Source organism: Virgibacillus chiguensis, from assembly GCF_900129865.1.
In the GTDB taxonomy this organism is placed as follows: domain Bacteria; phylum Bacillota; class Bacilli; order Bacillales; family Amphibacillaceae; genus Virgibacillus; species Virgibacillus chiguensis.
Window position 1 is genome coordinate 79,899 of sequence record NZ_FQXD01000005.1, and the last position, 22,188, is coordinate 102,086.

General features: G+C 37.8%; 21 protein-coding genes. 17 read left to right on the plus strand and 4 right to left on the minus strand.

The features are described from left to right. The first annotated feature begins 468 nt into the window (after nucleotides 1-468). From BUB45_RS07360 to BUB45_RS07390, 8 genes are all read left to right on the plus strand, one after another. The gene (locus tag BUB45_RS07360; protein ID WP_073006853.1) at nucleotides 469-1,503 is read left to right on the plus strand and encodes an NAD(P)H-dependent flavin oxidoreductase; all 1,035 of its coding nucleotides are present in this window, start codon (nucleotides 469-471) and stop codon (nucleotides 1,501-1,503) included. 289 nt (nucleotides 1,504-1,792) lie between these two features. Next, nucleotides 1,793-2,794 (plus strand): TAXI family TRAP transporter solute-binding subunit, encoded by a 1,002-nt coding sequence (locus BUB45_RS07365; RefSeq protein WP_073006855.1) that lies wholly within the window; start codon nucleotides 1,793-1,795, stop codon nucleotides 2,792-2,794. Between the two features lie 206 nt (nucleotides 2,795-3,000). Then, complete coding sequence (locus BUB45_RS07370; RefSeq protein ID WP_073006857.1) at nucleotides 3,001-3,537, plus strand: DUF1850 domain-containing protein; 537 nt, start codon at nucleotides 3,001-3,003, stop codon at nucleotides 3,535-3,537. After that, entirely contained in the window at nucleotides 3,530-5,530 is a 2,001-nt protein-coding gene (locus tag BUB45_RS07375) for a TRAP transporter permease (RefSeq protein WP_073006859.1), read from the plus strand. Before BUB45_RS07370 ends, BUB45_RS07375 begins: the two co-directional genes overlap by 8 nt. A gap of 120 nt (nucleotides 5,531-5,650) precedes the next feature. Beyond that, nucleotides 5,651-5,809 (plus strand): hypothetical protein, encoded by a 159-nt coding sequence (locus BUB45_RS19805; RefSeq protein WP_170861726.1) that lies wholly within the window; start codon nucleotides 5,651-5,653, stop codon nucleotides 5,807-5,809. 177 nt (nucleotides 5,810-5,986) lie between these two features. Continuing rightward, the gene (locus BUB45_RS07380) at nucleotides 5,987-6,409 is read left to right on the plus strand and encodes a hypothetical protein (RefSeq protein WP_073006861.1); all 423 of its coding nucleotides are present in this window, start codon (nucleotides 5,987-5,989) and stop codon (nucleotides 6,407-6,409) included. A 21-nt stretch (nucleotides 6,410-6,430) separates the two neighbouring features. Continuing rightward, the gene (locus tag BUB45_RS07385; protein WP_244527683.1) at nucleotides 6,431-7,039 is read left to right on the plus strand and encodes a lysozyme family protein; all 609 of its coding nucleotides are present in this window, start codon (nucleotides 6,431-6,433) and stop codon (nucleotides 7,037-7,039) included. A gap of 39 nt (nucleotides 7,040-7,078) precedes the next feature. Then, nucleotides 7,079-7,459: a RidA family protein gene (locus tag BUB45_RS07390; protein ID WP_073006863.1), complete on the plus strand. Its 381-nt coding sequence runs from the start codon at nucleotides 7,079-7,081 to the stop codon at nucleotides 7,457-7,459. 154 nt (nucleotides 7,460-7,613) lie between these two features. On the opposite strand, the gene BUB45_RS07395 is transcribed toward BUB45_RS07390, so the two are convergent. The 3 genes from BUB45_RS07395 to BUB45_RS07405 all read right to left on the minus strand — a co-directional run bounded on the left by BUB45_RS07395 (nucleotide 7,614) and on the right by BUB45_RS07405 (nucleotide 10,779). Continuing rightward, entirely contained in the window at nucleotides 7,614-7,859 is a 246-nt protein-coding gene (locus BUB45_RS07395) for a YuzB family protein (protein ID WP_073006865.1), read from the minus strand. Between the two features lie 77 nt (nucleotides 7,860-7,936). Next, the gene (locus BUB45_RS07400; protein WP_073006867.1) at nucleotides 7,937-9,298 is read right to left on the minus strand and encodes an MATE family efflux transporter; all 1,362 of its coding nucleotides are present in this window, start codon (nucleotides 9,296-9,298) and stop codon (nucleotides 7,937-7,939) included. 269 nt (nucleotides 9,299-9,567) lie between these two features. Then, nucleotides 9,568-10,779, minus strand: a complete 1,212-nt coding sequence (locus BUB45_RS07405) for an MFS transporter (protein ID WP_116277604.1) — start codon at nucleotides 10,777-10,779, stop codon at nucleotides 9,568-9,570. A 287-nt stretch (nucleotides 10,780-11,066) separates the two neighbouring features. Here BUB45_RS07405 and BUB45_RS07410 point away from each other — a divergent pair, with 287 nt between their 5' ends. The 8 genes from BUB45_RS07410 to BUB45_RS07445 all read left to right on the plus strand — a co-directional run bounded on the left by BUB45_RS07410 (nucleotide 11,067) and on the right by BUB45_RS07445 (nucleotide 20,211). Continuing rightward, nucleotides 11,067-11,993 (plus strand): DUF1002 domain-containing protein, encoded by a 927-nt coding sequence (locus tag BUB45_RS07410; RefSeq protein WP_073006870.1) that lies wholly within the window; start codon nucleotides 11,067-11,069, stop codon nucleotides 11,991-11,993. A gap of 562 nt (nucleotides 11,994-12,555) precedes the next feature. Next, complete coding sequence (locus BUB45_RS07415; protein WP_073006872.1) at nucleotides 12,556-13,389, plus strand: 3D domain-containing protein; 834 nt, start codon at nucleotides 12,556-12,558, stop codon at nucleotides 13,387-13,389. Nucleotides 13,390-14,707: 1,318 nt separating this feature from the next. Beyond that, nucleotides 14,708-15,601: an ABC transporter ATP-binding protein gene (locus BUB45_RS07420; protein ID WP_073006874.1), complete on the plus strand. Its 894-nt coding sequence runs from the start codon at nucleotides 14,708-14,710 to the stop codon at nucleotides 15,599-15,601. Beyond that, nucleotides 15,591-16,520 carry an ABC transporter permease gene (locus BUB45_RS07425; RefSeq protein WP_073006876.1) on the plus strand — a complete coding sequence of 310 codons (930 nt, stop codon included), beginning with the start codon at nucleotides 15,591-15,593 and terminating at the stop codon, nucleotides 16,518-16,520. Before BUB45_RS07420 ends, BUB45_RS07425 begins: the two co-directional genes overlap by 11 nt. 308 nt (nucleotides 16,521-16,828) lie before the next feature. Further along, nucleotides 16,829-17,728, plus strand: coding sequence for an ABC transporter ATP-binding protein (locus tag BUB45_RS07430; RefSeq protein ID WP_073006878.1), 900 nt, complete (start codon nucleotides 16,829-16,831; stop codon nucleotides 17,726-17,728). Next, nucleotides 17,725-18,468: an ABC transporter permease gene (locus BUB45_RS07435; protein ID WP_073006879.1), complete on the plus strand. Its 744-nt coding sequence runs from the start codon at nucleotides 17,725-17,727 to the stop codon at nucleotides 18,466-18,468. Before BUB45_RS07430 ends, BUB45_RS07435 begins: the two co-directional genes overlap by 4 nt. Next, complete coding sequence (locus BUB45_RS07440; protein ID WP_244527684.1) at nucleotides 18,468-19,616, plus strand: sensor histidine kinase; 1,149 nt, start codon at nucleotides 18,468-18,470, stop codon at nucleotides 19,614-19,616. Before BUB45_RS07435 ends, BUB45_RS07440 begins: the two co-directional genes overlap by 1 nt. After that, nucleotides 19,609-20,211 carry a response regulator transcription factor gene (locus tag BUB45_RS07445; protein WP_073006881.1) on the plus strand — a complete coding sequence of 201 codons (603 nt, stop codon included), beginning with the start codon at nucleotides 19,609-19,611 and terminating at the stop codon, nucleotides 20,209-20,211. Before BUB45_RS07440 ends, BUB45_RS07445 begins: the two co-directional genes overlap by 8 nt. A 121-nt stretch (nucleotides 20,212-20,332) precedes the next feature. Here the strand turns inward: BUB45_RS07445 and BUB45_RS20600 are convergent, their stop codons facing one another. Beyond that, entirely contained in the window at nucleotides 20,333-20,467 is a 135-nt protein-coding gene (locus tag BUB45_RS20600) for a hypothetical protein (RefSeq protein ID WP_256359875.1), read from the minus strand. A gap of 485 nt (nucleotides 20,468-20,952) precedes the next feature. Here BUB45_RS20600 and BUB45_RS07450 point away from each other — a divergent pair, with 485 nt between their 5' ends. Then, the gene (locus tag BUB45_RS07450; protein WP_073006882.1) at nucleotides 20,953-22,143 is read left to right on the plus strand and encodes a glycine C-acetyltransferase; all 1,191 of its coding nucleotides are present in this window, start codon (nucleotides 20,953-20,955) and stop codon (nucleotides 22,141-22,143) included. Nucleotides 22,144-22,188: the final 45 nt, after the last annotated feature.

A 22,188-nucleotide genomic window follows, 5' to 3' on the forward strand; every position in this document is an offset into this window, starting at 1 on the left:
GCGTAAAAGCTAAGCAAAGCAAAGGCTATTGCAATGGAGGCTTGGTGGAGATCAGTTTTTCTTACAAGATAGAAAAGTATAAAAATGTAATGGTTTATAGTATTCGCCATAAGACTTGGCTACAAGCAAAGTTTTTCTAATTGTCTAGGAAATTATAAAGGCCACGTCCGACTCCAGCGTCCAGCAACTAGGCGACTTCACTCCATTGCCCTAAGCTAAGTCATCATCGGTTCGTTCTAAATAGGAAGGACTAAAGACGGGCTTGCCGGAGGGAGCCGGCATACTCCTGTTGCAGGAGCATGATTCCTAAACCTTTCGTTGATTCGTTTCACTCGCTCGTTGCTAACCGGGCGCCCCGAGACTTTGTTGTCCATAACTATGGTGCAAGAATTGGAGCACTATAGTATGCTTGATATAGTGCAAGCCAAGTTTTCGAATAAAAAGGTATTCTAAGGGAGAGAGATAGGTGTGAATCGTTTTTTAGAAAAGACGAAAGTAAAGTTGCCGATCATACAAGCAGGAATGGCTGGCGGAATTACCACCCCTGAGCTTGTTGCAACCGTGGCTAACGAAGGTGGACTGGGGACGATAGGGGCAGGCTATATGACTCCAGTGGCATTGCAAAGGGCGATTCAGCAAGTTAAACAATTAACGAAGCAACCGTTTGCTGTCAATTTATTTGCAACGAATTTACAAGCTACATCAAATGACTTAGAGCCAATGCAATCAGCTTTAGATGTGTTTCGAAAACGTTTAGGAATAGAATCTGGAAGCAGTCAAGTTCAAGTAGATGATTACTTAGAGGAACATATGGAGGTTTTGCTTGAAGAAAAAATTCCCATGATAAGTACTGCATTTGGTATGCTTTCAGACGAACAAGTTATGAAATTGAAAACGAATCGAGTTACGTTATTGGGAATGGCAACAAATGTGAAAGAAGCAAAACAGTTAGAAGAGGCTGGATACGATATTATTGTTGCCCAAGGAAGTGAAGCTGGTGGACATCGAGGCACATTTCAAATTACCGACTATCCAGAGGGGTGTAATATTGGCTTAGTTGCTTTGCTAAGCTCTATAAAACAACACGTAAAACTCCCGGTTGTTGCTACTGGTGGAATTGTTAGTAAAGAACAAGTAGAGGGACTATTTAAAATGGGAGCGGAAGCAGTGCAGATTGGCACCCGTTTTCTTCTAGCGAAAGAAGCTGGGACAGCGCCTTCCTATAAAGCAGCTCTTCTTGCTGCTAGTGGAGAGGACACGGTGATTACTACCTTTTTCTCTGGTAGACCAGCAAGAGGAGTTGCCAACACATTTACTAGAGAGTTAAAGAAAAAACAAATGAAAGCATTGCCGTTTCCGATTCAAAATGCGTGTACAAAGGATATACGAAAAGCGGCTAAAGAACAAAATAATGCCGCTTATCAGTCATTATGGGCTGGGCAAGGCGTTGGTCAATTGAACCAAGAAGAAACCGTAAAAGATATTTTAGTTTCTTTGCTCTAAAGTAAAACATTTACGGTTCATTGTATAAGAGAAACTCTGGCTTTTGTCCTAAAAGTTTGGAAAATCCGTGTTGTTTATTCAACCGAACTAGTGAAGATAGAACAGAATAGATTGTTTCTTGCTCCCGCATTTTTAAAATGTCGGGAGTTTTTATCGTTCCCATCTATTTTTTATAACGAAACTTAAAAGTTAATTTTACTTTTATTAGTTCTATTGCTAATAGTTTGACAATAAATTGTATAAAAAGTTAAAATATATTTTATACAAAAGTTTATAAGGGGGAGTATGTGTGAAACGTACAAAGTGGATTTTGTTAACGGTTACCTTATTTATCTTTGCATTATTACTAACTGCATGTGGAGGGGAAAGTGACAAAAATGATGCAAATGAAGGGGATAACGGAGGTGGAGAAAAACCAGAATTTTTAAGCTTGCTTACTGGAGGCACAAGTGGCACATATTATCCTTTAGGTGGAGAAATGGCAACAATGATAAAGGATGAGACGGGAATTCAAACAGATCCTCAATCATCCAATGCTTCTGCGGATAATGTAGCTGCTTTAAGAGACGGCGATGCTCAACTAGCATTTGTTCAGACAGATGTAATTTCAAATGCTATTGAAGGGATTAATTCATTTGAAGGCGAGCCTGTTGATAACGTGCAAGCAATCGGCTCTCTTTATCCAGAAACTATTCAAATTGTAACGACCAAGGATTCAGGGATTAATTCTGTCGAGGACTTAGCCGGAAAAGCAGTATCTGTTGGTGCACCTGGATCCGGAACATTTGTCAATGCGGAGCAGATTTTAGAAGTTCATGGTATGTCAATGGATGATATTGAAGAACAAAATCTTGATTTTGGAGAGTCTACAGGTGGCATTCAAGATGGAAATATTGATGCAGCTTTTATAACAGCAGGAACGCCGACTGGGGCTGTTGAAGGGTTAAAAGCTCAAGTAGATGTGAACATTGTTCCAGTAGCTCAAGATAAAATAGATGCCTTAGTAGAAAAATATCCATACTATGCAAGTGACACGGTCAAAGCAGGAACATATGGCTTAGAAGAAGATGTTCAGACGGTAGCCGTTTTAGCAATGCTTGCTGTAACAGATAGTCTTTCTGAAGATGTGGTTTACGATGTTACAAAAGCCATTTATGAAAATACAGACAAAATCGCTCATGACAAGGGTGAGTTTATAACTAAAGAATCAGCGCTTGATGGTATTGGAATTGATTTACATCCAGGAGCTAAAAAATACTTTGATGAAGCAGGAATATCTGCTTCTGAATAGGTTTGTGTGAGATAGCACCGGCAGTAAAATGCGTTTGCCGAATTTTGCTGCCGGTTCTTCTGGTTTCTAGATGATAGAAAAGGAACAAGACAGCACTTTTTCGCTGTGAATGCGTTGAGAATAGTCAATTGATTTTTCTATTGCTATAGGAAAAATGTAATAATAAAGCCTCGTAGCAATTTAAATAAAAATTAGGTGAATATCATATGAGTGCTTTAAACCGAAAACAATGGTGTTTTATAACCATTATAATTCTTAGTTTGTCCTACTTAATTGCCTTTTTTTTCCCTTTTAAAACGGCACTTATTTTTTATAAAGAAAATACAGAGCAAATAGCCATGTTTCTTCCTTTGGATGAGGGAGATACCTTTCAACATATTTTTACGCATTCTATTCATTTAACGGATGTCGTAGAAAAATATGAAGTTACACATAAGAACACCATACAGCAAACGGAAATAATCTATGAAGAATTCGCTATTGGTATGCCAGCTAATGCGCAGGAAGGGGAAGCATTTACGTATGAAGATGGCAAATATCATATAAAAAACATAAATCAAACGTTTGATCAAATTAAACTTCGGAATGGAAAGGTTGTGTCTGAAAATAGACTCGTTTGGGGAAACAACGCACAATATCAAGTTTATTTAAATGATTATGTGCAACCAGGAGCCTGGTTTACAGTGAAAATGGATAAAGTCACGCTATGGCAATACTTGAAAGGAGTGAGAGTACATGAGTGATAAAAAAGATCAGCTAACGAAACAAGAACAAGAAGCATTACTGAAAAAATACGATACAGAGGCGAATACGCGTAAGCTTGCAGGTGTAGCTGCAGGAATTGTTTTTTTTGGCTTGCTGGCGTTTTCCATTTTTCAATTATACACAGGGGCATTTGGGCAAAAAACAGCCTACATTCAACGAACTGTTCACTTAGGGTTTGCACTCTCCTTAATATTTCTATTATTTCCAGCTAGAAGAACAGGAATCAAGTCTCGGGTTGCTTGGTATGATTATATTTTGGTCGTATTATCTATTATTGTTTGTGGATACTGGCCTGTATATTATGAAACACTTGTACAGCAAATTGGCGGTATTACAGAAGTACAAATGATTGTTGGGGGAGCTGCGATTTTACTCGTAATGGAAGCAACAAGAAGGGCAGTAGGGCTACCCATTACTGTTATAGCTAGTCTGTTTTTAATTTATGCGCTATTTGGTAGGCAAATGCCTGGTATGTTGGCGCATCAGGGGTTAAGTTTGGAACAGCTTATCGACACTATGTTTTTTACAACAGAAGGGATTTTAGGTACACCATTGCAAGTTTCCTCTACTTATATTTTCCTCTTTTTATTGTTTGGGGCTTTTTTAGTCCAAACAGGGGTTGGTAATTATTTTAACGATTTAGCTATCTCGCTTGCCGGAAAACGGACTGGAGGACCAGCGAAGGTAGCCATTTTTTCCAGTGCCTTAAATGGAACGATATCGGGAAGTTCTGTAGCAAATACGGTTACGACGGGTTCATATACTATACCAATGATGAAAAGACTAGGGTATAAACCAAATTTTGCTGGTGCTGTTGAAGCTGCTTCGTCCACAGGTGGACAAATTATGCCTCCAATTATGGGCGCCGCAGCGTTTTTAATGATTGAATTTGCTGGGGTAGGCTATTGGCAAATTGCCCAAGCAGCGTTAATTCCAGCTATTTTATATTTTTCGGGAATTTGGATTATGACTCATTTAGAAGCAAAACGAATGGGTTTGTACGGGTTACCAAAAGATCAAATCCCACCTAAGAAAGAAGTGCTTAAAAAAATTCACTTACTTCTACCGATCATAGCGATTGTTTGGCTACTATTTGAAGGAGTTAGCATTGAGCGAACAGCGCTCTATGGCGTTGGGATTACGATCGTTGTTAGTTTATTTATGAAGGAAACGCGTATAACACCACGTAAATTCATTACCGCTCTAACGTCAGGTGCTCGTACCGCTTTAGGTGTAGCTGCAGCTACAGCGTGCGCCGGGATTATTGTAGGTGTTGTGACAAAGACAGGCCTAGGATTAAAATTAGGAAATAGTTTGGTAGATATTGCTGGTGCAATAGCTACATCGGCGGATATGCAATTATTGTTAACGTTATTTTTCACCATGATTACGTCGATCATTCTAGGGATGGGTTCGCCTACGACAGCGAATTATATTATTACATCCACGATAGCTCTACCAGCTATTTTAGCCTTAAATGATCATTTAGATGTAGCTATTCCACTACTTGCGGGGCATATGTTTGTGTTTTATTTCGGTATTGTAGCTGATATTACCCCACCAGTTGCGCTCGCTGCTTTTGCAGCTACGGGTATCTCAGGTGGTGAACCAATTCGCACGGGGATAAATGCTGCTAAACTGGCTATTGCTGCTTTTATTATTCCTTATATGTTTGTATTACAGCCAGAACTCTTAATGATTGATACATCGATTGGTGAGGTCGGTTGGATATTATTTACAGCCATTACGGGTATGATCGCAATTGGCGCCGGTTTGATTGGTTTTTGGTATGTAAAGCTTCACTGGTCTGTACGTATTTTAACAATAGCAATCGGGCTGTTATTAATTTATCCAGAAGGAAATACGGATGTATATGGGTTGGCTGCCTTTATCGTTATGTTAGCTATCCAGTTGTATATGAATCGTTCCAAAGGATTGGGAGAGAAGATGGAAAAAACGGCAAGTGGGTAAGGGAAGTTGTTACTATAAAGACGATTAAATAGGGTTGTGGAACGACGAGTTGCTCTTTTGTTGTAAAGGTGACATGGTGCTCGTTTATTGTAGTGAGGATAATGAAAGCGGGGGAGTAAATTGCACAAGCAAGGTTCTCATTTAAAATCACAGCTGAGATTAGTTCTTCATTTAGACCAGTTTGACCATAATTGTAACGCTATTGCACGACAGGCAAATGACAAGACGATACGAATTGCCACGAAGTCTATTCGTTCTATCCCTGTGTTAAAGCTTTGAAACGTTGTTTGCAATAAGTAATAAAGGTAATGTGAAGAGGCTGCAAAACAGTGTGACTTTCACATCATAGATTTTTGTTTTAGAATAATAGATAGATATTTATCTAGCGCAATTAAAATTGGCCAGCAAAACAAATGAAAAATAAGGGTGGAACATAATTTCCAAGGGGTTTAAGCAATGAGACAAATAAAATTAATATGGATTGGGTGTATCTCTGGTGTCGTTCTAGGTGTTTTTTTAAAGCTAACGGAGCAGATGACATCCAAACGTGTGTACACTTTATTACTCAACGTCGATTATATCCCAATACTAAAAGACTTGCCGTTAAATGAATTTGGTGAATTTATGCTGCATATGATTGTTTCGGTAATTCTAGTACCAGTGATTTATGTAGCCTTAACACAGATTGGGCACCAACAAAACCTGTTCACCTATATGTTGCTTAGTAGTTTCATAGGTGCTGTGATTTATGTAACGACAAGCTTTTCTGAACGTACACCAGACTTACTTGACGGAACCTCGTTTTTGCTTTGGGTTATCGGGCACGTAGTATTTGGATGGGTGACAGGCTTCCTAATAACAAAGATAGTAAAGGACTAGATGATGATGAACAACAGGAGATTGTCAAAAGCAGTTAAACGAACGGTGTTTGTAGGAGTCGGCTTATTCCTTTTATTTATCGGTATATCATTGTTCTTTCAACGTTTTATGTTAACACAACCTGATTCACAGGTAGGTCCGATAATTAGTGAACAAGTTTTAGATTACCGCCCTTTAGTAGTAAAGTATGCTAAAAAATATGAAGTGGAAGAGCATGTTGATACGCTTCTCGCTATGATGATGCAAGAGTCTAGCGGGCAAGGGGATGACCCAATGCAATCATCAGAAAGTTATTGCGGAGAACGTGGATGTATTCAAGATCCGGAAGTATCTATTAAGCAAGGAGTCTATTATTTTTCACAAACATTGAAAGCAGCAGGTGGCGATGTATTAACGGCTATCCAATCGTACAATTTTGGAAAAGGATTCGTCGATTATATTCGCGAGCAAGGGGATGACTTTTCGCAAGAAGCAGCCATTCAATTTTCGCAAAAAATGTATGCAGCAGATCCTGACAAAGAGAAATACCGCTGTTTACGTGACGGGGCGCAAGAACTTGATGCTTGCTATGGCGATATTTATTATGTTAAATCTGTGATGGCATATAAAGATAAATTAAAGCAAGAGTAAATTTTTCTATGGTATGATGAAATGAAGGAGGAGATTCAAATGAATAAAGCAATTCATACAGAAAAGGCACCCGCTGCGTTAGGTCCATACTCACAGGCTATTGTAGCAGGTGATTTCCTTTATGTATCTGGGCAAATTGGGATTAATCCAGAAACAGGGGAGATGGCAGAAGGGATCCATGAGCAGACAAAACAAGTTTTAGAAAATATTCAAGCTATTTTACAAGAGGCGGGAACAGATTTAGCTAAAGCAGTTAAATTTTGCATTTATTTACAATCAATGCAAAATTTTGCTACCGTCAATGAAATATATGGAGGCTATTTACAAGAGCCATATCCGGCAAGATCAACAATGGAAGTGGGCAAATTACCAAAAGACGCGCTCGTTGAAATGGATGTTATTATCCATCTAAAAGCGTAAAAGTGAACGCTGAAAACATACATATAACAATTTGACTTCTTTAAAACTTTTAGGACGGGGAGTGTTAGCAAGACGATGGACCTTGCCATAAAGTTTTGGCGATAAACCATGTTTATATGGAGTTTAGCTTTGCAGAATAAAGAAGAGCTAGCTGTTATTCATATACAGCTAGCTCTTCTTTAATGGCCGTTCTTATTTTCTCTAAGCATTCTTCTGGCGTGTTTCCGAAAATGCGTCGATTGTTAACAAGTGCATATGGTTTTACTCTGCATAATCCGCAAAAAGATAGACAATCATTCATGAGTACAGCTACTTCAGGAAATTCTTTTTCTAAGATTTCCTCTATATGGATAGAAGTGATTGCATTTCCGTCACAGACTTCGACTACGACAATACCCATTGCTATCACTTTCTTTCTTATTTTAATTTCCTCATAAGGAGGTGCTTTGTTAGTTGTAGCATAGATTCACGAAGAAATCAATGATGTGATTTCGTTTCAGATTTTACAAAACTCATGGATACCCAATTACGGTTTCGCCAACGTCTTAACATAAATAGTCCTCGCATCCATTCATCAGCAATAAAGGAAATCCAAATACCAATAAGACCCAAATTTAAATAAATAGCGAAGAACCATGCAAAAGTAACACCAATGCCCCACATCACAGCAACGCCAATATAAACTGGAAACTTTACATCGCCAGCTGCTCGTAAAGAGCTGATCATGATTAAATTAAATGCTCTTCCAGGTTCCAGTACAACTGTCATTAGCAATAATCCTGCCCCTGTTTCCAATATCGTCGTATCATCTGTAAAAATCCCTAGTAACGGACTGGAGTAAAAATATACAACCGTAGCCATTGATAAGGAAATAACAATGGATATTTTTAGGCTTTTCATGACACGCTTATATGCTGCTTCTATGTCTCCTGCGCCAACTAAATGTCCAACTAAAATTTGTGTGCCTTGACCAATAGCGATGGAAAATAAGAAAATAAACATCATAATATTTTGCGCATAAACCTTCGTCGTTATTGCAATTGTGCCAAGCTGGGCTACAAAATAAGTAATTACCATTTGGCTGGCGTTATAAGAGATTTGTTCACCTGCAGATGGAATGCCAATTTGCAATAACCGTTTTACATAGCTTTTCGGAAAACGGAAAAAGTATGCTACTTGAATTTCCCCTTGGTTTCGTTTTAGAAATAAGTAAAATAGGACAATAACACCTAAAAAACGGCTAATCGCAGTAGAGTAGGCAACCCCTTCTACTCCTAAAACAGGAAATCCGAATGGTCCAAAAATGACAAAATAATTTCCAATGACATTCAATATATTCATGCCGATGGTGACATTCATCGTATCTTTCGTATATCCGTAGCTACGTAAAATAGCACCTAGCGTCATAATTAATGCTTGTATAAAGATAAGCCCGCCCACAATTTGCATGTATCCGGATGCCTCGCTCATGATTTCTTGAGGGAGATCCATGAAGTGAAGAATATATTGTGCACCGAAAAATAACACGACGCTTAAAAATAGAGAGAATAACAGGTTTAGATTAATAGATAAAACAGAAATCTCTCCAGCCTGTTGGTTGTTTCTAGCACCGAGGTTTTGCGCAATTAGAATGGCTGCTCCTTGTGCTACAAAGCCAAACATGACAATGACTACCGACAGCACTTGGTTAGAGACACCAACAGCTGCAACAGCCTTGTCGGAATACTGACTTAACATTAATGTATCCGCATTTCCCATTAACATATGTAGGAAAATTTCAATAAATATCGGCCATGTTAACCCAAACAATGTGAGCCTTTTCACTTTTTCTGAAGCCATGGGATCCCAACTTTCTAATCAATCATAGAGTTAGTTTATCTCCTTTTAGGAGGAAATGGAAGCAAGAAGAAGCCTTGTTTGCATGATTGTCAAGAACTCCTGCTTAAAAGGAATGGTAAGACTTTTGATGGAAAAAAACCATTTTCTACTAGTAGAAAAATTTAGCTTAATCGTCCAATCTTTATGGCGAAGGACGATGTCTTTTACGATAAGCCCTAAGATTTTATCCTTTTTTATAGAGTAAAAAACCGAGAACTCATTGTTCTCGGTTACCCTCTTTTCGCAAATAAGGAGTGAGCTTGTGGATGTTTAGAAGCGTATTCGTGTTTATACCAAAAATAGAGCATGATAGCTCCGCTAACTAATAGCAGTATGCTCGTGAACAGAAATACTGCAGAAAACCCGAAAAATCCAGCAATTACGCCGCCTAACGCTGGACCGATAATATTGCCTAAAAAGCGTAGGCTCGTATTGTAGCCGAGCACTTCTCCTTGCATGGATAGCGGGGCAGTTTGTCTAATATAGGCGATACGTACAGGGATAATTCCACCTATGGCAATACCAAGTAAAAAGCGTAAAATTACGAGTTGCCATATATTGGTTACCCAAGCTCCAGGTAGATAAACAATTCCGGCCATAAATAATAATGCGATGAGCACTTTAATATAACCAATTTTGTCCCCTAGTCTGCCAAGCCTTCTTGACATGAGTAGGTTACCAAGTCCAGCCGCAGAGAATGCTACTCCAGAGAAAAAAGCAATACTTGCTGGTCCGTGAATTTCTTGAACAAACAAGGAAAGGATTGGTTGTACGCTAAAGTGAGCGATTTGAACTAAAGCTGAGATTAGCATGACAATGAGTAAGACTGGGCGAGAAACGATATGCTGAAGGACTTGCTTTCTTGTATATGATTTTTCGTCTCTTTCCCCATCAGCGAGATTTGCTTTTATTTCTTTCACGCCAAAGAACACAATGACGGCCGAAAAGAAAATAGTGATGGATACCCATTTAAATGTATTAGCATAGCCAAATGCATCAGCAAGTGTTCCTCCTAAAAGGGGGCCCATTAATGTTCCTGTAATGCTACCAGTTTGTAGTGTTCCAAGTACTTTTCCAGCGATGTGCTTTGGCGTCTGCGTGGAAATAAATGCTTGGGACATAGGAATAAAACCTGTAGCGACACCCATCAATAGGCGGAGTAAGAATAGTTGCCATACGGAAGTAGCGAAACCCATTAAAAATATAGATAGCCCCATTCCTGTTGCAGAGAAGATAAGCAACTTTTTCCGTCCGTATTTATCACCAATCCTTCCCCAAATTGGCGAAAAGATAAACGCGGTGACAAAGGTGATCGCAAAAGTCCAGCCTGACCAATTCTGGACATAAGCGTCAGAGAAGTTTCCCATGGAGTCAATGTACAAAGAAATAAATGGGATTACCATTGTCATACTTCCAGCCACAAAAAAATTAGCAAACCACATGATTGCTAAGTTCCGTTTTATTATAGGATGATTGTCAATGATGGCAATACCCTTCTTTCCGTTAAATATTTCGTCACCCTAAATATTATCGCAAATACAGAGAAAAGAAAAGGAATCTGCTCACTATAGAATGGTGATATGTTCCATTGTAGATGTTGAAGGTATATAGGTCTGTGGTAGTAAATGTAGTAAAAAGATATTCATTCTTTTGCAAAACAGGTATAATAATATTTAGTTCATAGAAGACATAAACTATAGCAAGAACAAATAAAGGGAGAAATGAAATGATGACCAAAAAAATAAGTAAACTTCTCATCATTACACTAATCGCAGTGTTCATGCTTGGGACGAACCTATCTGTTTCTGCTGACAGTGGAGCAAGTGATACGAGTAGTATTAATGAAAAATTAGGTCCACCTATCGTCGTATATGGAGCGCAACTCTCTGACAACCAGCGAGCAGAAGTGAAGAATTTATTAAATGTTAAAGACCAAGATCAAGTGGATGAATATGATGTGTCTGGACAAGACGCAGTAAAATATATTAATGGCAGTCCAAATTCAAATATGTATTCTAGTGCAAAAATTACGCGTCAGGAAGCTGGAAACGGTCTAACCATTAATATTGTCACTCCTGATAATATTACAGAAGTAACCAAAGAAATGTATGCAAATGCATTGTTAACTGCAGGCGTCGAGAATGCGACAGTGGACGTTGCTTCTCCTGTAAAGGTGAGTGGGCACTCTGCTTTGACAGGAATTTACAAAGCGTATGACGTTGAAGGAGAACAGCTTGATAAAGAACGTATGGAGTTAGCGAATGATGAGCTTGACGTAGCCACACAGTTAGCGAATAAGGAAGGCATGAATCAGGAAAAAGTTAGTCAATTACTTACAGATATTAAAAAAACAATTGCTGAACAAAACCCGGCAACGAAAGAAGAAGTGGAGCAAATTGTTCAAGAGCAAATGGATAAATTGGAAATAACGTTAAGTGATAAAGACCGTCAATTATTAATTGATTTAATTGATAAGATGCGTGACCTAAACATTAATTTTGACCAAGTAAAAAACCAATTAGACGATATTACATCTGCCATTAAAGATAAAGCAGATGAACTTGGGTTAGATGAAGGTTTTTGGGAAAAGGTCGGGAACTTCTTCCGTGAACTTTTCGAAGCAATTAGTAACTTCTTTAAAGGGTTATTTAGTTAGTAGGAATATATTAGATTGGCAAGCATACCTTTATGCATAAGGGTATGCTTTTTTGTGCTATAAGAAAGTACAAGATTTTTTTGGTTTATAGTATAAGAAAAATAAAGGCATTTGCGAAGAATATGCGCTAAGCCAAGTATTTCTAATACGATAAAATTTTAAGCTTATAGTATATGGGAAACGACATGGTTTTCACCCATATGGACTGGTGAGGAACTGGTTTTTTCTCATTCATTAAAGTATAGCCCGGACCCTGATATTTGCCTATCTGCGTGTGTTTTGCTTGTGGTTTTAAGTACAAAAAAATGACATATTGTTTATGGCATTCATAGATTTTGACTATCTTCACGCTGTAAAAGTTATATTACATAGGTGTGCTTCTATGACTATCGTAATACAATATAGTAGATTGATAGTACTTTTATATCAAATTCATTACAACTGTAATAAAACAACCCTATTTCGGTAATCCTTGTAATGGACTTTTAAACGTACTGTAACTGCACGGCTATAGCCCATGTGTTAGGATAGGCTATGTCAGATATTTAAGGAGGGAAAACGAATGAAAAAGATTGTGGCTTCATTCGCTACTGGTATGATTATTGCTGGCACTGCTGCTACTACAGTATCAGCAGAAGAGTACGACGTGAAACAAGGAGATAACCTTTGGAATATTGCAAATGAATACAACACAACTGTAGAACAGTTAGTTGATGTAAATGAATTAAAAACGACTACCATTCAACCAAAACAAACACTTATTATAAATAAACAAGCAAAAATGAAATATAAAATTCAACAAGGAGATACACTAAGCGGGATCGGTCATAAGTACGGTGTATCTGTAGAAGATATTAAGGAATGGAATAATCTTGATTCCGATTTAATTGTCGTTGGTCAGAATTTAACGTTAGAAGGCGTAACAGTTTCCAATGACAAGCCAGCAAAAGAAGAAACACAAGCACAACCAAAACAAACACAAAAAGAACAGCAACCAGTTACAAAAACGAAAGCACCTGCAAAAGAGGAGCAAGCAACACCAGCTTCCTCCAAACCAGCAACGAGCCAAAAGGCGCCTGAGCAAACAAAGCAGGAAAGGCCTCAAGGTCAATCATTTTCTGTAACAGCAACTGCTTATACAGCAAGTTGTGATGGATGCTCTGGTGTAACAGCAACAGGTGTTAATTTAAATAATAATCCGAATGCAAAAGTCATTGCGGTTGATCCTAATGTCATTCCATTAGGCTCCAAAGTGTATGTAGAAGGCTATGGCTATGCAACTGCTGCTGATACTGGTGGTGCTATTAAAGGAAATAAAATTGACGTACATGTCCCAAATAAAGGCGATGCTATGAATTGGGGCGTCAGAACAGTTAATGTAACAGTTGTAGAATAATAGATTTCTAACACATAAATATTCCAATGCTAAATCGAGTGAGATGTTCATCTTGCTCGATTTTTATCGTGGTCTAGGAAATTTACAAAATTTTTTAGCTGGATAAACTTACTAAGTTATTTAACCATGTCCGGCTCCAGCGCCCAGCAACTAGGCCACTTCACTCCATTGTCCTAAGCTAAGTCATCATCGGTTCGTTCCTCACCGTGATTTCTTTTTCTCAGTTAATTCGCTCCACTCGCTACGTTGCTAACTGGGCGCCCCGAGCCTTTGTTCATATCTGCGTAAAAATCGGCTATAAGTGATAAGTTGAATTTTTTGAAACACTTCATCAACAAATAACGCAAACTCCTATTTTACCTGTTGTTTTCCAATTAAACATAAAGAATGCTGTGTATACTGTTTAACTTATTACTGTATGGGTTTAAGATTATTTAATAAAGAGGTTGTAAAAGAAAAGTTGTAATTGTTAGATATTCATAAATAATGGTGATATTAAATAGTCTTACTAGCCCTTTATTAGTTATTTGTATATGATAAAGTAACTTTGACATATTATGTCGAGTGTACGGATGTAAAGTAACCTCCGTTTTAAGTTATAATAATGCAAAAGGAAAAGGAGTGAAAATTAAAGTTTTAAGAAATCCATTTTCCAAAAAAATGTATCCTTATTGGATAAAATCACAATGATTTCATTAGAATGGGATGAAAAATGATGAAGTTTTTAAAGATGTTAGTAGTAGTTATCTCCTTATCAGTTATTATATTGAGTATCAACACAATTTTTTTAATCAAGGTCAGTCTATATCATACTTTATATATCCATTAATGGGGTTGCTATTGATAATAATTGTTATAATTATAGCAAAAAAATAAAGGATGACTCCCGTCCAACGGGTGATTTAAACAACTTTTATAATTGTAAATTATCGGTCAGCGTCTAAAGGCGCTGGCTTTATTTAGCGTTGATATATTTCCACCGTTATAGTCTTCGTACTTAGCTTAATTTCAATGCTTTTTACTTTTGTTCTACAGCAGTGTTTGTGACTGTGGTAGTTTTATTTTTGATTTAAAGAGACAATGCATGATGCAGATTTTTAACGGTAAATGATCGTTGTGACAATTGTCATGTTGCATTAATGACAACGCATACTACTTATTTTTCTATGGATACCGTAGACTAAAAAAAGAACAAGTCGTTTGTAAACCCATTCCCATATCTATGGTTCTTTAAACAAAAGATGGTCACATTTTTCCATAAAAGCTTAGCGATAAGTTACGTTTTTCTAAAAATAAGTGTATGCAAGGGGAGAGGAATATGTTTCTAGAAGCAAAATCGATCTCTAAATCATTTGGAGACAAACGAGCATTGCAAGACGTCACGATGAATATCAAGGAAAATGAAGTGCTTGGCGTAATTGGTCATAACGGAGCTGGTAAAACAACCTTGTTTAAATTATTACTATCTATGTATCAACCAAATGAAGGAGAAATCGTCGTTCACGAATCGCCCTTCCATTTAAAAAATGATGTTGGCTATTTGCCAGAAGAAAGGGGTCTCTATGCTAAAACAGATGTATATTCCCAGTTACTCGCTTTTGGGTATCTAAAAGGGAAAAAGAAGCAAGTGCTCGTTCCTCAAATTCATTTTTGGCTCGATTACTTTGAATTACAACATGATAAGCACCAACTTGTAGCGAATTTATCAAAAGGCAACCAGCAAAAAGTGCAATTTATTACTGCAGTGCTTCATCAACCGAAGTTACTTATTTTGGATGAACCGTTTAGTGGATTAGATCCCCTGCATGTAGAGCGCTTCACCGATGCAATGACGTATATGAAACAGCAAGGGAGTACGATGTTGTACTCAAGCCATTTAATAAAAGGTATGGAGCAATTGACAGATCGCATTTTATTGTTAAAGCAAGGGGAGGTAGTTTTCCAAGAATGTATAGAAGCGATTCGCAGTCGCTACGGATATCTGTGCACGATTAAAAACCCATGCTTGCAAAAAGACATGCTTATAGAACTCGGTTATCCATTTTCAGCAGATAACGGCACCTATGTTATTGAATTGAAGCAGAAAAGCGATGTAAATGCGATTGTTAATCAAATACCGCTAGAACAAAACGAATGGTTTACTATAGAACCGATGAGCCTGGAAGCTATTTTTAAACGGGTGAACAGAGAGGTGCAAAAGGTTGAACAATAAGTATGTAGCTTACACGTATTTGTCAATAAAGACCCTAATTATTAATAAGTCGCTCGTATTTGGATTTTTGTTTTATCTTATTATAGCTTGTATTGCTGCATTGTATATTGTCATTTTTAAGCCCGATTTCCCTACTATCGATGTCACAAGCATAGCGAACGCCACGAAGGCATTAGGTGCGGTTCATGTTATTATTCTCATCGTCATCTTCTTCTTGTTTTCTACCGTGTCCATTATGATGCAAAGCGTCATTGATGACCGCGATAGTAAAGTAACAGAAATTATTAACACAAGTGTTAGTGAATCCCATTATCTAGTAGGTAAGTTGCTCACTTCTTTTACATTAATGTTTGTTACGATGTTAAGTGCTTTCACTGCTATATGTATCGCCATTGGTATTTTTTCTGTTTTTAATCCATACGCAATAAGTGTTTATGAAGCTTTGATTCAACCTATCATAGCGATACTTGATTGGGAAGTAGTCGGTTTTATTGTAGGTTGTATCTTCGTTGTTTTAGTTATGCTATTTACTTCCAGTTTATTAGCGCTTGGCATTTCCATTAAAGCAAAACAGGCGGTCGATGCATTTCCGGTTTCCTTAATGGTATTGACGCCTTACTTTTTGTTGTTTGGTTTGTTTGTTTTTCTCCCTAAAGACAACATGGAACTTTGGCAAACGATCGCTTCATGGATGAGTTTTATACCTATTGCATCGCCTATATTTATTTTACTTTATGTACTGTTAAACGGATTTTCACCATTTGCCTATATAGCAATACTTGTTTCGATTGGTTATTTCCTGGTTTTGTTTAAAGGAGTTGTAAATATATATCGTTATGCTTTTTACGTTAGAGAGAAATTATCGTTATTCGAATTAGTTCGTCTGTTTAGGAACAAGCATTCAAGGTATGGACATTAACCTAAAAAACATTTAAGAACATCACGGAACGTCCAAGATATTTGACCTTTTATTGAAGGTCTTTACTCATTCATGATTTTCAAACAAGTTACTTGGAACGGAGGGCGGTGACTCCAGCGGGAATAGCATGGAGTCTTTTGATACCGCAACGAGCGTTTTTTGGGGGCAGGAGGCTCAAGCAGCCCTGAGGAAGGCGTCCGCCTCCAGTGGAAAGTAACGGATGCGCTAGCAGATACAATTCTGATGAATCAGTCAGATTGAGAAGGCGAAAAAGTAATGCCTAAACATACTATACGAGGAGGTATTTCATGGAAGACACGATTGTTTATGCACACAAGTTAAGTAAAACATTTAAGCAGAAAGAAGCGGTACGCAATGTATCGTTTTCTATCGCTAAAGGGGAAGTCGTTGCTATGCTAGGCCCAAACGGTGCGGGGAAGACGACAACACTTTCGCTTGTTTTAGGTTTATTAAAGCCGACAAAAGGAAAGGTGCAAGTTTTTCAGCAACCTCCACAAAGTATGCACGTTCGGGAGCGAATTGGTGTGATGTTACAAGAAGTAAGAATGATGGATGGCTTAAAAACGAAAGAAATGTTGCAATTATTTCGCTCCTATTATCCAAACCCTTTAGCCCTTTCTGAGATGATTGCGCTAACTGGGTTAGCTGATGCAGATTTGACGAAAAAAGTAGAAAAGCTTTCTGGAGGGCAACGAAGAAGAGTGAACTTTGCTGTTTGTTTAGCAGGAGATCCAGACTTCATCGTTTTAGATGAACCGACAGCAGGGATGGATACGACTTCGAGAGCGAAATTTTGGAAAACGATTCATCATCTGGCGGAAAGAGGAAAAACAATCCTATTCTCTACACATTATCTTCAGGAAGCAGACGATACGGCAAAGCGAATTATTTTGCTACATCAAGGACAGAAAATTGCTGATAGAGCTACCGAAGAGATAAAGCATCAATTATCGAGGCAATATGTCTCTTTTCGTTTAAATGGAAAATTAAATCGAGCAAAGCTTGATATGCCAGATGTGTTAGCAATAGAAGAACGTGAAGAACGGATTTATTTAGAAACAAAAAATACCGATGCGTTAATTTCCTATATTATGCAGCATTTTTCAAATGCCTATGATCTGCGAATAGATAAAGGCAGTATGGATGATGTATTTGAAACTTTAGTACAAGGGAGTAGAGAAAAATGAATAAAATCCTATATTCATGTATTGCGGAAGTAAAACGTGCCATTCGCAACCCATATTATGTACTTTGGTCGCTCCTTATACCAGTTTGTTTTTATATTATTTTTACGAAGGTGTTTACATTTAATGACAATGCTGCAGATCAAGCATTATGGGAAGCGCATTATTTAATGTCGATGGCTGCTTTTAGTGTGATGGGCTCTAGTGTAATGACCGTAGGCATTCGTCTTGTGCAAGATAAACAGCAAGGGTTTATCACGTTTCTAAAAGTAACCCCATTACCCGAATATGTCTATATCATTAGCCAAATGGTAGGGCAAAGTGTTATTCATATTTTATCCATCGTGGTTATATTTTTTGCAGGTGCCCTCCTTAACGATGTGTCGCTAATGGCTATGCAATGGGTGCTTAGTGGTGTATGGATTTTATTCGGTTCACTCGTTTTTTTAGCTTTAGGTACACTTGTTGGGACAATGAATAAAGTGGAAACAGCAAGTGGCGTAAGCAATATTTTATTTTTAGGACTGGCATTACTGGGTGGCATGTGGATGCCCCTAAATGCAATGCCTACGCTTCTCCAAGATATTGCTACATGGTTACCTTCTTATCATTATGCGAATGGACCATGGGAAATTATTCGTGGAAATAGTCCAGCGTGGAATAATATATTTATGCTTATCGTGTTTTTATGTTTGTTTATGGTATTATCAGTTTATATAAGACGGAAGCAAGAAGGGCTGTAATGTATATGACGGCACAAACCAAATGGGAACTATTTCCAAAAAGGTATGGATTTTTCCCTTATATATTTCTCATTTATTTATTCATACCTGCAACGTTACTTATGAAAGAAGACGGAATAAAGCAAGTAGTTGGTTACTTGCTTTTACTGCTGTTTTTAATTAGTTACCGTCAACTTTATCATGAAGAAGGGACGGGCCGATTTGCTTTTTGGCTTGGTCTGCAAATGATCATCATTGGTTACCAGAGCATGGTTTACGATTATAATTTCCTATATCTTGGGTTTTTCACGGCTAATTTTATTGGTTGGTATGCGGATAAAAAACAATTTCAAGCAGCTTGGTTTGCTTTAATGGGAACGTTGTCACTTCCTATTTTGTATCACGTGATATTTACAGGTGACTTTTCGAAGGAGCAGTTTTATATGATTCCATTTTTAATTGTTATTCTAGTTTCTCCTTTTGGAATTCGGTCTATGAATAAAAATATGGAATTGGAAAAAGAGTTAGATGAAGCAAATGCAAAAATCAAGGAGTTGGTTAAACGAGAAGAAAGAACACGAATTGCGCAAGACCTTCATGATACGCTTGGCCATACGCTGTCACTGATCACATTAAAAAGCCAATTAGTGGAACGATTAATTACGAAGGATGCTAAACGTGCCATAGAGGAAGTGAGCGAAATTGAAACCACATCTAGATCAGCGCTCGATCAAGTTCGAGAATTGGTAACGGATATGAAAACGAAAACGTTAGCCGAAGAAGTAGTGCAAGCGGAACAGCTATTAAAAGCAGCAAATATGAACGTAAAGATAAATTTTCCATTTCAAATGCATGTTGATTCATCCCTCACAGAGCATATGCTTAGTCTTTGTTTGAAAGAAGCAGTAACAAACGTTGTTAAGCATAGTCGAGCGAGTAAATGTTGGTTGCTCTATCGAGAAGAAGAGCAAGCGATCATTATACAAGTGAAAGATAATGGCATTGGTATAGATAATCAGAGCGTGGAAGGGAATGGGCTTGTAGGGATGAAAGAAAGACTAGCCTTAGTAGATGGCTCGCTATCTGTAAGTAAGAATAGCGGAACAACGGTAGAAATGAAAGTTCCCAAGGTGGAAAAACCAGAGAAAGAAGGGGAAATCCATGCTTAAAATTGTAATAGCAGAAGATCAAAAAATGTTGTTAGGTGCAATCGGTTCTTTATTGAATTTAGAAGCGGATATGGAGGTAATCGGCCAAGCAGTGAATGGCGATGAGGTATGGACACTTATCCAAGAAAAGCAACCAGATGTTTGTTTGTTGGATATTGAAATGCCAGGGAAAAGTGGTTTAGAGGTAGCGAGGTTGTTAAATAAACTAAAGCAACGCCCACGGATCATTGTCTTAACAACATTTGCAAAACCAGGTTATTTTGAAAAAGCGGTCAAAGCTGGCGTAGATGGTTATTTATTAAAGGATCGTTCTATTGAAGAACTAACAGCAGCTATTCGTAAAGTAGTGCATGGTGAAAAAGTGTATAGTCAAGAACTCATGGTCGACTACATGTGCGATCCTAACCCTTTAAGTGATCGAGAACAAGAAATTTTGCGACTAGTAGCGGAAGGAAAAACGACCAAAGAGTTAACACATATTTTATATTTGTCTTATGGTACGATTCGTAACTATTTGTCTGAAATCATGCAAAAATTAGGAGCGAAAAATCGTTTGGAAGCGGTTGATATCGCTCGAAATAAGGGGTGGATTTGAGCGGCGTATTTCCAGCTTAAACATAATAAACGACGTTTTTCTTTTTAAAAAAGATATTTTTAAAGGGTCGTAGGCTGAACCATTTACTTTAATTATTCATTTCTCGCGGAAAGAAATTGGATCAGCTCTCTTGAACTGTTATGCTGTTAGGGTTTTCGTTCATGATCTCATTCGAATTACTGTTTATTTCTATATATCCAACTATTCCAAAAGTAATAATAAGAACGGCGCATAGAACAACCAATAACTTCTTCATAATCCTTCCCTCCTCGTATGCTTTCTATGACTTCTACACTCAGTATAAATAACCTACTACTGTGTAGCCATTGTTTTTGGTGACATTTTAACAAGTGAATCTTACAAAGTTGCAAGTTTTATCCCACATTTTTGTATCCTAAGACCAGTTTTTACAGTCCTTTTACGATTAAACATTTTGTTGTACTTATGTTAAACTGAAAAGGGAATAGTAAGATTATCGTGCGCATAAATTGCCCTAAGATTCTGCTTTATAGGAACGATAGTAGCAACATTTTACTCCATTTGTTCAACTATTGGTTTATCGTATAAGCAAAATTTCATCGCCATACAGATTTGGCGATAGCCTAGTTTTTTTAAAACAAGGTTTAGACGATGTTGCTGTAGCGGAATAAGCATTCATATGCGTAGGAAATGGTAAAGTGTGGATGATGGGTTTAAGGAAGTATAAACGAACACAAACTTACATAAAAGGAGGACAAAAAGATGACGAGTAAAGCGTTAAATTCTTTTTTAAATGACAATATTGCTGATTTGAAAGAACGGGGCTTGTATAATGAAATTGATCCTGTTCAAGGTCCTAATGGTCCAGAGATAAAAATTGGTGGCAGGACGTTAATTAACCTTTCGTCAAACAACTATTTAGGATTAGCGACAGATGATAGATTGAAGCAAGTTGCCAAGCAAGCGGTTGATTCACATGGTGTTGGTGCAGGTGCTGTACGTACGATCAATGGAACACTCGATCTTCATCTTGAATTAGAGAAAAAGCTTGCAGCATTTAAAGGCACGGAAGCGGTTATTTCCTATCAATCTGGGTTTAACTGTAATATGGCAGCTATATCTGCGGTAATGGATAAACATGATGCCATTTTATCGGATGAATTAAATCATGCTTCCATCATTGATGGATGTCGTTTGTCTAGAGCGAAAATTATTCGTTTTAATCATTCCGATATGGATGATTTGCGAAAAAAGGCGAAAGAAGCTGTCGAATCTGGTCAATACAATAAAATCATGGTCATTACCGATGGTGTGTTTTCGATGGATGGGGATATTGCAAAACTTCCAGAAATTGTTGACATTGCCGAGGAATTCGACCTGATTACGTATGTGGATGATGCTCACGGTTCTGGTGTTCTTGGTAAAGGAGCAGGCACAGTTAAACATTTTGGATTGCAGGATAAAGTAGACTTCCAAATGGGTACATTGTCGAAAGCAATCGGCGTGATTGGTGGGTATGTAGCAGGCAAAGCAAATCTTATTGATTGGTTAAAAGTTCGTTCTCGTCCGTTCTTGTTCTCCACAGCTGTTTCACCTGCGGATGCGGCAGCAAGTACGAAAGCTGTTGAAATCCTTATGGAAAGCACGGAGCTAAATGAAAAGTTATGGGAAAATGGAAATTATTTAAAAGCTGGCTTAAGGCAACTAGGCTTTGATATTGGTAATAGCGAAACTCCAATTACCCCTTGTATTATTGGTGATGAGAATGCGACACAAACATTTAGCAGACGCTTAAATGAAGAAGGCGTCTACGCGAAGTCTATTGTTTTCCCAACTGTACCACGAGGAACAGGTCGTGTACGCAATATGCCAACAGCCGCGCATACGAAAGAAATGCTAGATAAGGCTATTGCGATATATGAAAAAGTAGGTAAGGAACTTGGCGTTATTTAACAATATAGGAAAGATAAGAAAACGAAGGCTACCGCCATGAAATTT

Excerpts from the sequence above, each read along its gene's own strand:
- BUB45_RS07430 (WP_073006878.1), top strand. The coding sequence starts at position 16,829 with ATGGAAGACACGATTGTTTATGCACACAAGTTAAGTAAAACATTTAAG.
- BUB45_RS07450 (WP_073006882.1), top strand. The coding sequence starts at position 20,953 with ATGACGAGTAAAGCGTTAAATTCTTTTTTAAATGACAATATTGCTGAT.
- BUB45_RS07405 (WP_116277604.1), bottom strand. The coding sequence starts at position 10,779 with ATGTGGTTTGCTAATTTTTTTGTGGCTGGAAGTATGACAATGGTAATC.
- BUB45_RS07415 (WP_073006872.1), top strand. The coding sequence starts at position 12,556 with ATGAAAAAGATTGTGGCTTCATTCGCTACTGGTATGATTATTGCTGGC.
- BUB45_RS07380 (WP_073006861.1), top strand. The coding sequence starts at position 5,987 with ATGAGACAAATAAAATTAATATGGATTGGGTGTATCTCTGGTGTCGTT.
- BUB45_RS07375 (WP_073006859.1), top strand. The coding sequence starts at position 3,530 with ATGAGTGATAAAAAAGATCAGCTAACGAAACAAGAACAAGAAGCATTA.
- BUB45_RS07400 (WP_073006867.1), bottom strand. The coding sequence starts at position 9,298 with ATGGCTTCAGAAAAAGTGAAAAGGCTCACATTGTTTGGGTTAACATGG.
- BUB45_RS07370 (WP_073006857.1), top strand. The coding sequence starts at position 3,001 with ATGAGTGCTTTAAACCGAAAACAATGGTGTTTTATAACCATTATAATT.
- BUB45_RS07440 (WP_244527684.1), top strand. The coding sequence starts at position 18,468 with ATGTATATGACGGCACAAACCAAATGGGAACTATTTCCAAAAAGGTAT.
- BUB45_RS07395 (WP_073006865.1), bottom strand. The coding sequence starts at position 7,859 with ATGGGTATTGTCGTAGTCGAAGTCTGTGACGGAAATGCAATCACTTCT.
- BUB45_RS07410 (WP_073006870.1), top strand. The coding sequence starts at position 11,067 with ATGACCAAAAAAATAAGTAAACTTCTCATCATTACACTAATCGCAGTG.
- BUB45_RS07445 (WP_073006881.1), top strand. The coding sequence starts at position 19,609 with ATGCTTAAAATTGTAATAGCAGAAGATCAAAAAATGTTGTTAGGTGCA.
- BUB45_RS20600 (WP_256359875.1), bottom strand. The coding sequence starts at position 20,467 with ATGAAGAAGTTATTGGTTGTTCTATGCGCCGTTCTTATTATTACTTTT.
- BUB45_RS07420 (WP_073006874.1), top strand. The coding sequence starts at position 14,708 with ATGTTTCTAGAAGCAAAATCGATCTCTAAATCATTTGGAGACAAACGA.
- BUB45_RS07435 (WP_073006879.1), top strand. The coding sequence starts at position 17,725 with ATGAATAAAATCCTATATTCATGTATTGCGGAAGTAAAACGTGCCATT.
- BUB45_RS07390 (WP_073006863.1), top strand. The coding sequence starts at position 7,079 with ATGAATAAAGCAATTCATACAGAAAAGGCACCCGCTGCGTTAGGTCCA.